The organism is Cellulomonas sp. Leaf395, from assembly GCF_001424125.1.
Lineage (GTDB): Bacteria > Actinomycetota > Actinomycetes > Actinomycetales > Cellulomonadaceae > Cellulomonas.
This window is the reverse complement of record NZ_LMQI01000005.1, coordinates 61,343-76,071: the sequence shown is the minus strand read 5'-3', so window position 1 is coordinate 76,071 and position 14,729 is coordinate 61,343. Positions and strand designations below refer to the sequence as shown.

The 14,729-nt window shown below is 71.7% G+C and carries 13 protein-coding genes; 7 read left to right on the top strand and 6 right to left on the bottom strand.

Features of this window, described 5'->3' with window-relative positions; genetic code table 11:
* Positions 1–5: 5 nt before the first annotated feature.
* Positions 6–1,742: a glycoside hydrolase family 13 protein gene (locus tag ASG23_RS15000; RefSeq protein WP_056026565.1), complete on the top strand. Its 1,737-nt coding sequence runs from the start codon at positions 6–8 to the stop codon at positions 1,740–1,742.
* A 42-nt stretch (positions 1,743–1,784) separates the two neighbouring features.
* Here ASG23_RS15000 and ASG23_RS14995 read toward each other — a convergent pair whose 3' ends face one another.
* Complete coding sequence (locus ASG23_RS14995; protein ID WP_235521140.1) at positions 1,785–3,215, bottom strand: alpha-amylase; 1,431 nt, start codon at positions 3,213–3,215, stop codon at positions 1,785–1,787.
* A 76-nt stretch (positions 3,216–3,291) separates the two neighbouring features.
* Here ASG23_RS14995 and ASG23_RS14990 point away from each other — a divergent pair, with 76 nt between their 5' ends.
* Positions 3,292–4,173, top strand: a complete 882-nt coding sequence (locus tag ASG23_RS14990; RefSeq protein ID WP_056026559.1) for a carbohydrate kinase family protein — start codon at positions 3,292–3,294, stop codon at positions 4,171–4,173.
* 49 nt (positions 4,174–4,222) lie between these two features.
* Here ASG23_RS14990 and dusB read toward each other — a convergent pair whose 3' ends face one another.
* Positions 4,223–5,407, bottom strand: a complete 1,185-nt coding sequence (gene dusB, locus ASG23_RS14985; protein ID WP_056026556.1) for a tRNA dihydrouridine synthase DusB — start codon at positions 5,405–5,407, stop codon at positions 4,223–4,225.
* A gap of 326 nt (positions 5,408–5,733) precedes the next feature.
* Here dusB and ASG23_RS14980 point away from each other — a divergent pair, with 326 nt between their 5' ends.
* The gene (locus ASG23_RS14980) at positions 5,734–6,504 is read left to right on the top strand and encodes a phosphotransferase-like protein (RefSeq protein WP_056026553.1); all 771 of its coding nucleotides are present in this window, start codon (positions 5,734–5,736) and stop codon (positions 6,502–6,504) included.
* Here ASG23_RS14980 and ASG23_RS14975 read toward each other — a convergent pair.
* Entirely contained in the window at positions 6,474–7,859 is a 1,386-nt protein-coding gene (locus ASG23_RS14975; protein ID WP_056028373.1) for a glycine--tRNA ligase, read from the bottom strand. The two genes, ASG23_RS14980 and ASG23_RS14975, sit on opposite strands and share 31 nt — an antisense overlap.
* A 150-nt stretch (positions 7,860–8,009) precedes the next feature.
* On the opposite strand from ASG23_RS14975, the gene ASG23_RS19985 reads away from it, so the two are divergent.
* The 4 genes from ASG23_RS19985 to ASG23_RS14955 are packed head-to-tail and all read left to right on the top strand — an operon-like array spanning position 8,010 to position 11,229.
* A complete protein-coding gene (locus ASG23_RS19985) occupies positions 8,010–8,936 on the top strand; it encodes a metal ABC transporter substrate-binding protein (protein ID WP_442856823.1) in 927 nt (308 codons plus the stop codon).
* A complete protein-coding gene (locus tag ASG23_RS19980) occupies positions 8,933–9,709 on the top strand; it encodes a metal ABC transporter ATP-binding protein (RefSeq protein WP_056026550.1) in 777 nt (258 codons plus the stop codon). Before ASG23_RS19985 ends, ASG23_RS19980 begins: the two co-directional genes overlap by 4 nt.
* A 41-nt stretch (positions 9,710–9,750) precedes the next feature.
* The gene (locus ASG23_RS14960) at positions 9,751–10,659 is read left to right on the top strand and encodes a metal ABC transporter permease (protein ID WP_157465752.1); all 909 of its coding nucleotides are present in this window, start codon (positions 9,751–9,753) and stop codon (positions 10,657–10,659) included.
* A 9-nt stretch (positions 10,660–10,668) separates the two neighbouring features.
* On the top strand, positions 10,669–11,229 hold the full coding sequence (locus ASG23_RS14955) for a DedA family protein (protein WP_056026544.1): 561 nt from the start codon (positions 10,669–10,671) through the stop codon (positions 11,227–11,229).
* Here the strand turns inward: ASG23_RS14955 and ASG23_RS14950 are convergent.
* The 3 genes from ASG23_RS14950 to leuA form a co-directional block, all read right to left on the bottom strand.
* Positions 11,214–11,996 (bottom strand): isoprenyl transferase, encoded by a 783-nt coding sequence (locus ASG23_RS14950; protein WP_056026541.1) that lies wholly within the window; start codon positions 11,994–11,996, stop codon positions 11,214–11,216. The two genes, ASG23_RS14955 and ASG23_RS14950, sit on opposite strands and share 16 nt — an antisense overlap.
* A complete protein-coding gene (recO, locus tag ASG23_RS14945; protein WP_056026538.1) occupies positions 11,997–12,728 on the bottom strand; it encodes a DNA repair protein RecO in 732 nt (243 codons plus the stop codon).
* A 167-nt stretch (positions 12,729–12,895) separates the two neighbouring features.
* Positions 12,896–14,641, bottom strand: a complete 1,746-nt coding sequence (leuA, locus tag ASG23_RS14940) for a 2-isopropylmalate synthase (RefSeq protein WP_056026534.1) — start codon at positions 14,639–14,641, stop codon at positions 12,896–12,898.
* Positions 14,642–14,729 lie beyond the last annotated feature (88 nt).

Below are 14,729 nucleotides of genomic sequence, written 5' to 3'. Positions count from 1 at the left end.
CCCGCATGACGACGATCGACACCCGACCCCTGCGCACCCTGGTGCACACCGCCGGATCGCCTGAGGGCGAGTGGTGGCGGGATGCCGTGATCTACCAGGTCTACCCGCGCTCGTTCGCGGACGCATCCGGTGACGGCATCGGCGACCTGCCCGGCGTGACCGCGCGCCTGGACCACCTGGCCGAGCTCGGCGTGGACGCCGTGTGGCTCTCGCCGTTCTACCGCTCCCCGCAGGCGGACGCCGGCTACGACGTGGCCGACTACCGCGACGTCGACCCGCTGTTCGGCACGCTCGCCGACTTCGACGAGATGCTCGAGCGCGCGCACCGCCTCGGCCTGCGCGTGATCGTCGACCTGGTGCCCAACCACACGTCCGACGAGCACGTCTGGTTCCAGGCGGCGCTGGCCGCCGGCGCGGGCTCCCCGGAGCGCGCCCGGTACCTGTTCCGTGAGGGGCGTGGCGTCGACGGGACCGAGCCGCCGAACAACTGGCAGTCGATCTTCGGCGGCCCGGCGTGGACCCGGACGACCGATCCCGACGGCACGCCCGGCGAGTGGTACCTGCACCTGTTCGACTCGCGCCAGCCCGACCTCGACTGGGAGCACCCCGAGGTGCGCTCCGAGTTCGAGGACGTCCTGCGGTTCTGGCTCGACCGCGGGGTGGACGGCTTCCGCATCGACGTGGCGCACGGCATGGTCAAGGCGCCGGGGCTGCCCGACTGGGACGGGCACGTCTCCATGATCGACGGGTCCGACGACGTCGAGCCCACCGACACCGTGTCCGGCTCGGGCAACCAGGGACCGATGTTCGACCAGGAGGGCGTGCACGACATCTACCGCGCCTGGAACCGGGTGCTCGCGGAGTACCCCGGCGACCGGGCGCTCGTCGCCGAGGCGTGGGTGGAGCCGCTGTCCCGGCTGAGCCGCTACGTGCGGTCCGACGAGATGCACCAGGCCTTCAACTTCGCCTTCCTGGCGACCCACTGGCACGCACCCGCGCTGCGCACGGTCGTCGAGGCGTCCTACCGCGCGTCGGACGCCGTCGGCGCCCCGACCACCTGGGTGCTGTCCAACCACGACGTCGTCCGGCACGCCTCCCGGCTCGGCCTGGCCGAGCCCGGCTCGCGCCCGAACGGCATCGGGCGCGGCGACGAGCAGCCCGACGAAGCCCTCGGCCTGCAACGTGCACGCTGCGCGTCCCTGCTCATGCTCGGCCTGCCCGGCTCGGCGTACCTGTACCAGGGCGAGGAGCTCGGCCTGCCCGACCACACGTCGCTCGACGACGACCTGCGCCAGGACCCGGCGTTCTTCCGGACCGGTGGCGCCGAGCGCGGTCGCGACGGCTGCCGCGTCCCGCTGCCGTGGTCCGCTACCGAGGACGGCTTTGGGTTCTCCCCGTCCGGCGTGACGTGGCTCCCTCAGCCCGAGGAGTGGGCGTCGTACGCGCTCGACGCCCAGCGCGGTGTGCCCGGCTCGACGTACGAGACGTACCGGGCGGCCCTGCAGCTGCGCCGCGAGTCCGGGCTCGGCTCGGGCGGGTTGGAGTGGCTCCGCGGCCTCGGCGACGACGTCATCGCGTTCGTCAACCGGGACGTGCTGGTCGTCGCCAACCTGGGCACCGGACCCGTGCCGCTGCCCGCCGGCGCCGAGATTCTGCTCGCGTCGATCGACCCCGCGTTCGCCGACGACGGCTCCGTCCTGGTGCCGTCGGACGCCACCATCTGGGCGCGCTACACGGACTGACCTGCGGGAACGGCCCCGCCTGCGCGGCGGGGCCGTTCTTCGTCAGGGCCGCGAGTCGACGTCCCAGGCCTGGGCGGTGCGCGGAGGCACCTCGACGGTGAGCGCGCCGTCCCGCACGGTCGCCACCGCGCAGTCCCCCGTGGCCAGCACGTCGCAGTAGTCGCCGTCCGGCAGGCTCGTCGCCAGCTCGGTGCGCAGCTCGTCGTCGCCCGCGTTGACGACGACGAACCCGCGCTCGCCCCGACCGAACGCCACCGCGTCGCCCTCGGACCACTCGTCGACGCGCGGTGCGTCGCCGACGACGTTGCGCCAACCGACCATGCCGATGATCGCGGGCCACCGGTGCTGGCAGACCCAGTCGCCGTCCTGCGGGTCTACCTCCGGAGCCTTCTCGCACGCGGCGTCGAGCACACGGCCGCCCGCGGCCTGCGGCGGTCCGGCGTCGCGGTCGGAGAAGGCGTAGCCGCTGTAGACGACCGGGGTGCCGTAGGACCCCGCGAGCATCAGCACGTTCGCCAGCGCGTACTCGTCGCCGTCGGCGTAGCTGAGCGTCGACCCGTTGCGCTCGGTGTCGTGGTTGTCGACGAAGACCACAGCCTGGTCGGACGGCACCCACGTCGAGGACGTGCCCAGGTCGAGCGCCCGTCCCGGTGAACCCGCCAGCACGCCCTGGAGCTCCTTGCCGTACGCGAACTCGTAGACATCGCCGTTGCCGAGGTACTCCTCCGGCGTGATCGGCTCACCACTCCCGCGGATCACCTCCTGCGCGATGCCCGTCCCGTCGGGCAGGTTCGCGACGATCGCCGCGATGTCGTCGGCACGCATGTGCTTCGCCGCGTCGATGCGGAAGCCGTCGACGCCGAGCGAGAGCAGATCCTCCAGGTAGGCGGTGATCGTCGACCGGACGTGGTCGCTCTCGGTGGCGAGGTCCGCCAGGTTGACCAGCTCGCAGGTCTGCACCTGGGCCGCGTCCTGGTAGCTGGCGATGTCGTCGTTCGGGGTCAGTCCGCAGTGGTGGAAGTCGGCGTCAGTCCAGAGCCCGGGGTACTCGTAGTGCGTGTACGACGAGCCCGCCCAGCCTGTGCCCGGCGCGTCCTGGCCGGTCATGTGGTTGATCACCGCGTCGGTCCACACGTCGACGCCCGCGTCGTGGCACGTCTGCACCATGGCCGCGTACTGCTCGCGCGTGCCCAGCCGCGACTCCACCCGGTAGCTCGCCGGCTGGTACGCGGTCCACCACTGATCGCCGACGATGTGCTCCTGCGGCGGGCTGGTGACCACCCACGCGTAGCCGTCGGGCCCGAGGGTGTCGGTGCACTCCGCGGCGATGGCGTCCCAGGTCCACTGGAAGAGCTGGACACCGACGTCACGACGTCGTTCGACGGTCGACGGTTCCGGTGTGGCCGCGCAGGCGGCGAGGAGGAGCATCAACGCACCGACCAGGGCGGTCGCACGGGCGGGCGGGCGCGTCATCGTCACCATCCGGAACGGGTTGCAATGTGTTGCAGCAACTTGCAGTTGGCGCCACCCTAGCCCCTAGGGTGGCACCGTGCCTCGTGTCCTGGTCAACGGCCCCGCGTCCTGGAACACCCTGGTCCGGCTCCCGACACTGCCGGAGGCCCATCCGCAGACACTGGTCGCGAGCAGCCACCACGACGGGCTCGGCGGCACCTCCGCCGGCAAGGCGCTCACGCTCGCCGCCCTCGGCATCGAGGTGAGACTGCGCACCGCCATCGGCGACGACCGCGAGGGCGGGCTGGTCCGAGTCGCGCTCGCGCACCCGCGGATCTCGCTGGACGTCCAGGAGGTCGCGGCCACCGAACGGCACGTCAACCTCATGGCCGACGACGGCTCCCGCGTCTCGCTCTACCTCGAGCTGCCGTCACCCGACGCCGCTCCCTGTCCGTCGTTCGACGGCTTTGACGCAGCTGTCCTCGACCTGGCCGACCACAGCCGCCCGCTGCTCGACGCCGCACGCGCCGCCGGCGTGCCGGTCTGGTGCGACGTGCACGACGACGACGGCCTCGCCGACTACCCGCGCGAGTTCGCGGCGGCGGCCGACGTGCTGCTGGTGAGCGCCGCGCGGCTGGCCGACCCGCGCGCCTACATGTTGGACGCGGTGGCCCGCGGGTGCCGGCTGGCGGTGTGCACCGACGGCGGCGCGGGTGCGCTCGCGCTCGACACCGGCGGCTGGATCGAGGTGCCGGCCGCCGTACCGGTAGCCGACGTCGTCGACACCAACGGAGCCGGCGACGCCTTCCTGGCCGGTCTGCTCAGCGGGGTGCTCGACGGTCTCCCCGTCGAGGACGCCCTCGCCCGCGCGTCCGCGGCGGGTGCGACGGCGGTGACCACCCGCGACCTCGGCGCCCCCACGGCGACCATCCCGGCCCTCGACCGGCTCGCTGCCACGGTGACGGTCCGACGACTCTGACGAACAAGCCATGAGTGCCGTCACCGGCACTCACGGGCATGGTCGGAGGTCAGCCGCCCGAGACGCTCAGCTCGGCCTCGTGGAGGGCCTTGGCGAACTCCTCCGACAGGTCGCGTGAGTCGAGCCAGCCGTACGGGAGCAGCGGGCGCTTGGGTGACCCGGCGCGACCGCGCTGGCCCTCGGCACCGGCTCCCGGGTAGCCCTGGTCCAGGTCGAGCCGGGCGAGCCGCTCGTCGAGCTCGGCCATCGTCGACACCAGACCGAGCGCGGCCCGGGTCTCCCCGCCGACGATGTAGCCCTTGAAGTACCAGGCCATGTGCTTGCGCATCTCGCGCAGCGCCTTGCCCTCGTCACCGAAGTGCTCGACCATCAGCTCGGCGTGCCGGCGCACGATCGTCGCGACATACCCGAGTCCGGGGCGGATGCGCTCGTCGGACCCCGCGAACGCGGCGGCGAGGTCGGCGAACAGCCACGGCCGGCCCTGGCAGCCGCGGCCGACGACGACGCCGTCGCACCCCGTCTGCGCGACCATCTCCAGGGCGTCCTCCGCGGACCAGATGTCTCCGTTGCCGAGGACGGGGATGTCAGTGACTGTCTGCTTGAGCTGGGCGATCGCGTCCCAGTCCGCCGTGCCGGAGTAGTAGTCGGCGGCGGTCCGGGCGTGCAGCGCGACAGCGGCGACACCGACCTCCTGCGCGACCAGTCCGGCTTCCAGGTAGGTCAGGTGGTCGTCGTCGATGCCCTTGCGCATCTTCACGGTGACCGGGACGCCGTAGGGGCGCGCGGCGTCGACCGCGGCCGTGATGATCGCCCGGAACAGGTCCCGCTTCCAGGGCAGCACCGCTCCCCCACCACGGCGCGTGACCTTGGGCACCGGGCAGCCGAAGTTGAGGTCGACGTGGTCGGCGCGGTCCTCGCTCGCGATGAGCCGGACCGCGGCACCGACCGTCGCGGGGTCGACGCCGTACACCTGGACGGACCGCGGCCGCTCGTCGGGCTCGTGCGAGATGATCCGCATCGACTCCTCGCCGCGCTCGACCAGGGCGCGGGACGTGACCATCTCGGCGACGTACAGACCGGCGCCGGACTCGCGGCACAGGCGGCGGAAGGCGGCGTTGGTGACGCCGGCCATGGGCGCCAGGACCACGGGCGTGTCGATGGTCAGCGGACCGATGCGCAACGGCGGCAGCACGGCGCCGGGGCGCGCCGGAACCGCAGGAGTCATCGTGGTCATGGAGCCATTCTCGCTCATGCCGCCTCTCAGCCGAGCAACCACCCCTTCCCCTGCGTCAGCCGACGGCCTCGGCGCGGTCCGGGCGCCCGTCTTCCCCATCGCGGCCGACAGGAAGGTCTCGCGGTCGATGTCCGCGACCGTCCCCCCCCGGGATGCGTGTGCGGGGTCCTGAGCACACGGCGCCCCGCCGACCAGGGATCAGACCGGGAGCGCCTCAGAAGTAACATCCTGAGCGCCGTGACTGGTCACCTCAACCGGACCCGGGGGCGGGCACCGTTCGAGCACGTCGGGGCAGCATCGGCCAGTCGATCGACGGCGGTGCGCCGATGAGTGCACCCGGCACGGTGGTCGTCCTCAACGGAACCTCCAGCGCCGGGAAGACCTCGCTGGCGCGGGCGCTGCAGGACCGCTGGGACGGCCCGCTGCTCGACGCCGGGATCGACCGGCACCTGACGATGCTGCCGCGCCAATACCTGTCGAGCGCGTGGCCGGACGTGTTCCGGTACGACACCGCTCCCGACGGCACAATCACCCGCGTGATCCCCGGCCCGGTGGCCCACGACCTCGTCCGGGCGCTGCACCGGTCGGCGGCGGCGCTCGCCGGTGCGGGGTTCGACGTCGTGGTCGACCACGTGCTCCTCGACCCGGCCTGGGCGAGGGACCTCGCGGAGGTGATGCACGGGACGTGGGCGGTGCTCGTCGGCGTCCGGTGCGAGCCGCCGGTGCTCCTGGAGCGTGAGCGTGAGCGCGGTGAGCGGACGCTCGGCCAGGCGCTCGCCCAGCTCCCGTACGTGCACTCGCACGGCCCGTACGACGTCGAGGTCGACACCGCGGGTGCTCGACGTCGACGGCGCCGCGGACGCGGTGCTCGCCTGGCTCCGGGCGGGCGTCGAGCCTTCTGCGCTGGCACGCTCCGGCGCGTCAGGAGTCGAGAAGCAGCCGGCGTCGGATCCGACGTAGCACCGGCCGCTCCCGAGCGGAGAGCGGACCGAGGGTCCTCAGACCCCGCGCAGTGGCCAGAGCCCGAGCCCACGCTCGTGGGTACGGGCTCGGGCCCCGGGCGTCGTCAGGCGCCGACGAGGTGCTGCGCCAGGTAGCCGACGACCTTGTCGAGGGCCACGCGCTCCTGCGTCATGTCGTCGCGGTGGCGGATGGTCACCGCCTGGTCGTCGAGGGTGTCGAAGTCGACCGTGATGCAGAACGGCGTGCCGATCTCGTCCTGGCGGCGGTAGCGACGGCCGATGGCGCCGGCGTCGTCGAAGTCCACGTTCCAGCTCTTGCGCAGCTCGGCGGCCAGGTCCCGGGCCTTGGGCGACAGCGACTCGTTGCGGGACAGCGGCAGCACAGCGGCCTTGACCGGGGCGAGGCGCGGGTCGAGCTTGAGCACGGTGCGGACGTCGACGCCGCCCTTGGTGTTGGGCGCCTCGTCCTCGGTGTACGACTCGACGAGGAACGCCATGAGCGAGCGCGTCAGACCGGCGGCGGGCTCGATGACGTACGGCACGTAACGCTCGTTCTTGGCCTGGTCGAAGTACGACAGGTCCTGGCCGGAGTGCTCGCTGTGCGTCTTCAGGTCGAAGTCGGTGCGGTTGGCGATGCCCTCGAGCTCGCCCCACTCGCTGCCCTGGAACCCGAAGCGGTACTCGATGTCGACGGTGCGCGTCGAGTAGTGGGACAACTTCTCGGCCGGGTGCTCGTAGTGCCGCAGGTTCTCGCGAGAGATGCCCAGGTCGACGTACCAGTCGGTGCGCTGGTCGATCCAGTACTGGTGCCACGTCTCGTCGGTGCCGGGCTCGACGAAGAACTCCATCTCCATCTGCTCGAACTCGCGGGTGCGGAAGATGAAGTTGCCGGGCGTGATCTCGTTGCGGAACGACTTCCCGATCTGGCCAATGCCGAACGGCGGCTTCTTGCGCGACGTGGTGCTCACGTTGGCGAAGTTCACGAAGATCCCCTGGGCCGTCTCGGGCCGCAGGTAGTGCAGGCCGGACTCGTCCTCGACGGGGCCGAGGTAGGTCTTGAGCATCATGTTGAAGTCGCGCGGCTCGGTCCACTGGCCGCGGGTGCCGCAGTTCGGGCACGCGATGTCGGCGAGGCCGTGCTCGGGGACGCGGCCCTTCTTCTCCTCGAACTCCTCGAGCATGTGGTCCTCGCGGAACCGCTTGTGGCAGGAGAGGCACTCCGTCAGCGGGTCGGTGAAGACACCGACGTGGCCCGACGCGACCCAGGTCTGGCGGGGCAGGATCACCGAGGAGTCGAGGCCCACGATGTCGTCGCGGCTGGTGACCATCGTGCGCCACCACTGGCGCTTGATGTTCTCCTTGAGCTCGACGCCGAGGGGTCCGTAGTCCCACGCGGAGCGGGTACCGCCGTAGATCTCACCGCTCGGGAAGACGAACCCGCGCCGCTTGGCGAGGGAGACGACGGAATCCAGGCGGGAGGGTGCAGCCACGACGATCACTCCAGGGTGGTGGCGTCCGCGGCTGGGTGTCGCGGACGGGTGGACCGCAGCGAAGGATCGCCACGGTGGAACAGGGTTGAGCAGCCAGGCTACCCGTCAGCGGCGGGATGCGTTTTGACAACCGTTCTCGCCTAACTGAGAATGATCGTCATGTCCATCGCGCGTCGTCATCTCGCCGTCCTCGTCGCTCTCCCGCTGGCGCTGACCGGCTGCGCGAGCGCGTCGGGGGCCGACGACGGGACCGTCGACGTGATGGCGTCGTTCTACCCGCTCCAGTTCGTCGCCGAGCAGGTGGGCGGCGACCGGGTGAGCGTGCGGTCGCTGACGCCGCCCGGCGCCGAGCCGCACGACGTCGAGCTCTCCCCCGCGCAGGTCTCCCGCATCGACGGCGCCGACCTGGTGGTCTACCTGTCCGGCTTCCAGGCCGCGGTCGACGAGGCCCTCGCGCAGACCTCACCGGCCCACGTCGTGGATGCGGCGACGGACACGACGCTGCGACCCGAGGAGCACAAGGACGAGTCGGCCGACGAGCACGAGGACCACGACCACGGCGACGTCGACCCCCACTTCTGGCTGGACCCGAGCCGGATGCCCGAGGTCGTCGAGGACGTCGCTGCCACGCTCACCGAGATCGACCCCGAGGGAGCCGACACGTTCGCGGCCAACGCGGCGGCGCTCACCGAGCAGTTCGAGAACCTCGACGCGACCTACGCCACGGGGCTCGAGCAGTGCGACTCCCGGACCTTCGTCACGTCGCACGAGGCGTTCGGCTACCTCGCGGACCGCTACGGCCTGCACCAGGTGGGCATCTCCGGCCTCGACCCGGAGGCCGAGCCCTCTCCCGCCCGGCTGGCCGCGGTCGAGAAGATCGTCCGCGACGAGGGCGTGACAACGATCTTCTTCGAGACGCTGGTCAGCCCCAAGGTGGCGGAGACCCTCGCCGCCGACCTCGGCGTCGACACCGCCGTCCTGGACCCGATCGAAGGCCTGGCCGATCCCGACGCGGACTACGTCACGATCGCGCGGGACAACCTCGACGCGCTGCGCATGGCATTGTCCTGCTCGTGAGCACTCCCGTGATCGAGGCCACCGGCCTCGGCGTGACGCTGGGCGGCCAGCCGATCCTCGACGGCATCGACCTCGTCGTGCCCGCCGGGGAGGTGCTGGCGCTGCTCGGCGCCAACGGCTCCGGCAAGTCGACCCTCGTGCGCGCGCTGCTCGGCGTGGTGAGCAGCACCGCCGGTGACGTGCGGCTGTTCGGTGCGCCGCTCGGCCCGTCCGCCCCGTGGCACCGGATCGGGTACGTGCCGCAACGGCTGCCCGCCGCGGCTGGCGTCCCGGCGACCGCCTACGAGGTGGTGACGTCCGGCCTGCTGCACGGCCGCACGCTGCGACCGCACCGCGGTCACAGGCGCCGCGCGCTGGCCGCGCTCGCCGACGTGGGCCTGGCCGACCGCGCGTTCCAGCGCGTGCAGGAGATGTCCGGCGGGCAGCAGCAGCGGGTGCTCATCGCCCGCGCCCTGGTCCGCGACCCGGACCTGCTCGTCCTCGACGAGCCCACCTCCGGCATCGACATCCCGACGCAGGCGACGTTCGTGGACACGGTCAGCCGGCTGCACGACGCGGGGACGACCGTCGTGGTGATCCTGCACGAGCTCGGCCCGTTCGCGCCCCTGATCGACCGGGCCGTCGTGCTGCGCCACGGCCGGGTCGCCCACGACGGCCCGCCGCCTCGCGCCCGCGGCGAGCACGCCGGCCAGTGGCACGACCACACCCACGCGCACCCCGACCCCGAGCCGCCGCGCACCGGGCCCTCGCTGTCCGTGGAGGTGAACCCGTGACCGCGTGGGACCAGGTGGTCGAGCTGTTCAGCTCTCCCCTCATGCAGCGCGCCCTCATCGCCGCCGTGCTCGTCGGCGCCGCAGCCCCGGTCGTCGGCACGTTCCTGGTGCAGCGCCGGATGGCTCTCCTGGGCGACGGCATCGGGCACGTCGCCCTCACCGGTGTCGCGCTCGGCTGGCTGGTCGGCAGCTGGGCCGGCCTGGTCCCGCAGGACACGCTCGCCCTGCCGGGCGCCGTCATCGCGGCGGTCATCGGCTCCATCGTCATCGAGCTGGTGCGCGAGCGCGGCCGGACCAGCGGCGACCTCGCCCTCGCGCTGATGTTCTACGGCGGCATCGCCGGTGGCGTCCTGCTCATCAAGCTGGCCGGCGGCACCAACGCCAACCTGATCAGCTACCTGTTCGGCTCCATCTCGACGGTGTCCACCGCCGACCTGTGGTGGACCGTCGCCCTGGCCGCCCTCGTGCTGGGCGTCGGCGTCGGCCTGCGCACGGCCCTGTTCGCGGTCAGCCACGACGAAGAGTTCGCCCGCGCCAGCGGCCTGCCCGTGCGGCTGCTGTCGATGCTCGTCGCGACCATCGCCGCCCTCACCGTCACCATCGCGATGCGGGTGGTCGGCCTCCTGCTGGTCAGCGCCCTGATGATCGTGCCGGTCGCGATCGCGCAGCTGTTCGCCCGGTCGTTCAGCCGCACCATGACGCTGGCCAGCGTGATCGGCGTCGTCGTCAGCGTCTCCGGCCTGGTGCTCACGTACTGGCAGGACATCCCGCCCGGGGCCACCATCGTGGTCATCGCGATCCTGGTCTACGCGGTCGCCGCCACCTTGCAGCCGTTCTGGCGCAGACCCGCGGCGCCGCACGACCCCCACCCGGACATGGTCGACGACGTGCTCCTCGTGGACGACGTTCACGACGAACCGTCAGTTAGGCGACCCTCACCGACCACGTAGGATCGCGACGTGGATCCCGTCGACGCCTATCACCTCGGCAGCGTGCCGCTCGGCGTCGCCGTCGCCGGCCTATTCGTGATCGTCATGGCCCGTTCGCACGGCACCTACTGGGCGGGCCGCGGCGTCGTCCGCGGGGCACAGGTGGTCCACGAGCAGGAGGGTGCACCGGGCTGGTGGCACGCCACCATCCGGCGGCTCGAGAGCTGGACGGACAGGCGGAGCGCACAGCGTGGCCTCGACCTGGTCCGGCGCTGGGGTCCGATCGCGGTCACCCTGGCGTTCCTGACGGTCGGGCTGCAGACCGCGATCTTCGCGGCCGCCGGACTCGTGAAGATGCCGTACCTGCGCTTCGCGATCGCGTCGATCCCCGGGGCTCTCGTGTGGGCGTCCGTCTGGGCGACGATCGGCTTCGGCGCCGTCTGGGGGGCCATCTCGTTGTTCGCGACGTCGCCGTGGGTGCTCGCCGGCGTGGTGGTCCTGGTGGTGGTCGCGATCGTCTGGCTGGTCCGGCGGCGGCTGCTGCGCCGGGCGCAGCGCAGTGCAGAGACGGGCGTTCAGGCCGAGGTCTGACCCGGCTTGTCCACGGCGCCGCCGTAGCGCCGATCCCGCCGCGCATACGTCTCGACCGCGCGCCACAGGTGCCGCCGGTCGACGTCGGGCCAGGGCTCGTCCAGGAACACCAGCTCGGCGTACGCCGCCTGCCAGATCATGAAGTTCGACGTCCGCTGCTCGCCCGACGAGCGCAGGAACAGGTCCACGTCCGGCAGGTCGGGCTCGTCGAGGTAGCGCGCGAACAGCTTCTCGTTGACCTTGTCGGGCTTCACGCGCCCCGCCGCGACCTCCCGCGCGATCGCCTGCGCGGCGTCGGCGATCTCGGCACGGCCGCCGTAGTTCACGCACATCGTCAGCGTCACCGTGGAGTTGTTCCTGGTCAGCTCCTCGGCCGTCTCGAGCTCGTTGATCACCGAGCGCCACAGCTTCGGACGCCGACCCGCCCAGCGGACCCGCACCCCCCACGAGTTCATCAGGTCCCGGCGCCGCCGCAGCACGTCGCGGTTGAAGCCCATGAGGAAGCGCACCTCGTCGGGCGACCGGGACCAGTTCTCCGTCGAGAACGCGTACGCCGAGACGTACTCGACCCCCACCTCGATGGCGCCGGCGACGACGTCGAGCAGCGATGCCTCTCCCGCGGCGTGCCCGGCCGTCCTCGGCAGGCCCCGGGCGTTCGCCCACCGACCGTTCCCGTCCATGACGACGGCCACGTGCCGGGGCACGAACTCCTTCGGGATTGCGGGAGCGCGTTCGCCGCTGGGGTGCGGCGGCGGTGGGACCGGCATTCAGACCCTCTCGACCATCGGCAGCGAGCGCAGCTGGCGCTCGAGGTGGAACTGGCAGAACGCGGCGACCAGGCCATTGCCCTCGCCGCGGTGCCGCTCGGCGCTTGCATCGGCGACGGACCAGTCTCCCGCAAGCAGCGCGGCCAGGAGCCCGAACGTCTCGGGTGCAGGCGCGGCCGCACCGGGCGGCCGGCACGCCCGGCAGACGGCACCGCCCGACGCCACCGCGAACGCGGTGTGCGGCCCGGGCTCCCCACAGCGCGCGCAGTCGGTGAAGCTGGGCGCCCACCCGGCGACCGAGAGCGCACGCAGCAGGTAGGAATCGAGCACCAGACCGGGCGCGTGGTCACGGGACGCCAGAGCCTTCACGGCGCCGACCAGGAGCCAGTACTGCTGCAGGGAAGGTTCGCGCTCGGCCTCGACCAGGCGGTCCGCCGTCTCGAGCATGACCGTGCCCGCGGTGTAGAGCGTGTAGTCCTCGCAGATCCGGCGCCCGAACGGCCCCAGCGTCTCGGCTTGCGTGACGATGTCGAGGTTGCGCCCCGTGCTCAGCTGCAGGTCCACGTACATGAACGGCTCGAGCCGTGAGCCGAACTTCGACGACGTGCGGCGCACCCCCTTGCCGACGGCACGGACCTTCCCGTGCGACCGGGTCAGGAGGGTGACGATGCGGTCGGCCTCCCCCAGCTTGTGGGTGCGCAGGACGATCGCCTCGTCGCGGTAGAGGCTCACCGGCTCATTCTCCCCCGCGCCACCCACACCGGAGCCCGGGACACGCGTCCGGAAGGTCCGAGCACTGCTGACCCGGGGAGGGGCGCGGGCGGGATCGCCGAGCGCACCCCTCCCCGGGCACACCGACCGGCGGGATCGTCCGCCTGGTCGGTGGCTCTGGGCTGCGCTCAGCGCTCGTGCCGGTTGACGGCCGAGATGATCGCCTTGAGCGAGGCCGTCGTGATGGAGGGGTCGATGCCGACGCCCCACAGGATCTCGTCGCCGATGGCGCACTCGACGTACGCGGCCGCGGTGGCGTCACCACCCGACGACAGAGCGTGCTCGGCGTAGTCCAGCACCGCGACGTCGACCCCGAGCGTCTTCACGGCCGCGACGAACGCCGCCACCGGACCGTTGCCCGAGCCCTGGAGCGTGCGCGGCACCCCGCGGTCGACAAGGTCGACCTCCAGGGTGTCCGGTCCGTCCTCGACACTGGTCCCGCGCGTGCCGCGCAGCGAGAACCGGCCCCACGGCGCGAACGGGCTCTCGGCCTCCACCGGCAGGTACTCGTCGTTGAAGATGTGCCACAGCTCGTCGGCAGTGACCTCGGTGCCGTGCTGGTCGGTGTGCCGCTGCACGACCTGCGAGAACTCGATCTGCAGCCGGCGCGGCAGGTCCAGGTCCTTCTCGGACTTCATCAGATAGCTGATGCCGCCCTTCCCGGACTGCGAGTTCACGCGGATGATCGCCTCGTACGAGCGCCCCACGTCCTTCGGGTCGATCGGCAGGTACGGGACCGCCCAGACGATGTCGTCGACGGTCTTGCCCTGCCGCTCGGCCGACACCTCCAGCGCGTCCAGGCCCTTCTTGATCGCGTCCTGGTGCGAGCCCGAGAAGGCCGTGAACACCAGGTCCCCGCCGTACGGGTGCCGCTCGCCCACCGGCAGCTGGTTGCAGCGTTCGACGGTCCGGCGGATGTGGTCGATGTCGGAGAAGTCCAGCTGCGGGTCCACGCCCTGGCTGAACAGGTTCATGCCCAGGGTCACCAGGCAGACGTTCCCGGTGCGCTCGCCGTTGCCGAACAGGCAGCCCTCGATGCGGTCCGCACCCGCCAGGTAGCCCAGCTCCGCGGCCGCGACAGCCGTGCCACGGTCGTTGTGCGGGTGCAGGGACAGGACGACGCTCTCGCGGTAGCGCAGGTTGCGGCTCATCCACTCGATGGAGTCCGCGTACACGTTCGGCGTCGCCATCTCGACGGTGGCCGGCAGGTTGATGATCACCTTGCGGTCCGGCGTCGGCTCCAGGACCTCCAGCACCGCGTTGCAGACCCGCAGCGCGAACTCCAGCTCGGTGCCCGTGTAGGACTCCGGCGAGTACTCGTAGAACACGTCGGTGTCCGGGACGAGCTCCTCGTACTTCCGGCAGAACCGGGCACCCGAGACCGCGATGTCGACGATGCCGTCCTCGTCGGAACGGAACACGACCTCGCGCTGCAGGGTCGACGTCGAGTTGTACAGGTGCACGATCGCCTGCTTGGCTCCCGCGATCGCCTCGTACGTCCGCTCGATGAGGTGCTCGCGCGCCTGGGTCAGCACCTGGATGACGACGTCGTCCGGGATGCGGTTCTCCTCGATGAGCATCCGCACGAAGTCGAAGTCGGTCTGCGACGCCGACGGGAAGCCGACCTCGATCTCCTTGAACCCCATCTGCACCAGCAGCTCGAACATCTCGAGCTTGCGGGCCGGGTTCATCGGCTCGATCAGCGCCTGGTTGCCGTCCCGCAGGTCGACCGCGCACCAGCGGGGAGCCTGCGTGACCCTGTTGTCGGGCCACCGGCGGTCGGGCAGGTCCACGCGGATCTGCTCGTGGAAGGGGCGGTACTTGTGCACCGGCATCGACGACGGCTGCTGTGCGCTCGTCTCCAGGTAGGTCATGGTCTTCTCGTCCTTCGGGCGGTTCGGCGGGGAGTCAGCCGGCACACACGACACCGCGACGAGGATGCGGCCTAGAGGGCCCCGTCGC

Coding starts and splice junctions, on each gene's coding strand:
- dusB (WP_056026556.1), bottom strand. CDS start 5,407: ATGACCACGATGACTCCTGCGGTTCCGGCGCGCCCCGGCGCCGTGCTG.
- ASG23_RS15000 (WP_056026565.1), top strand. CDS start 6: ATGACGACGATCGACACCCGACCCCTGCGCACCCTGGTGCACACCGCC.
- leuA (WP_056026534.1), bottom strand. CDS start 14,641: ATGACCTACCTGGAGACGAGCGCACAGCAGCCGTCGTCGATGCCGGTG.
- ASG23_RS14960 (WP_157465752.1), top strand. CDS start 9,751: ATGCAGCGCGCCCTCATCGCCGCCGTGCTCGTCGGCGCCGCAGCCCCG.
- ASG23_RS14980 (WP_056026553.1), top strand. CDS start 5,734: ATGAGTGCACCCGGCACGGTGGTCGTCCTCAACGGAACCTCCAGCGCC.
- ASG23_RS14995 (WP_235521140.1), bottom strand. CDS start 3,215: ATGACGCGCCCGCCCGCCCGTGCGACCGCCCTGGTCGGTGCGTTGATG.
- ASG23_RS19985 (WP_442856823.1), top strand. CDS start 8,010: ATGATCGTCATGTCCATCGCGCGTCGTCATCTCGCCGTCCTCGTCGCT.
- ASG23_RS14950 (WP_056026541.1), bottom strand. CDS start 11,996: ATGCCGGTCCCACCGCCGCCGCACCCCAGCGGCGAACGCGCTCCCGCA.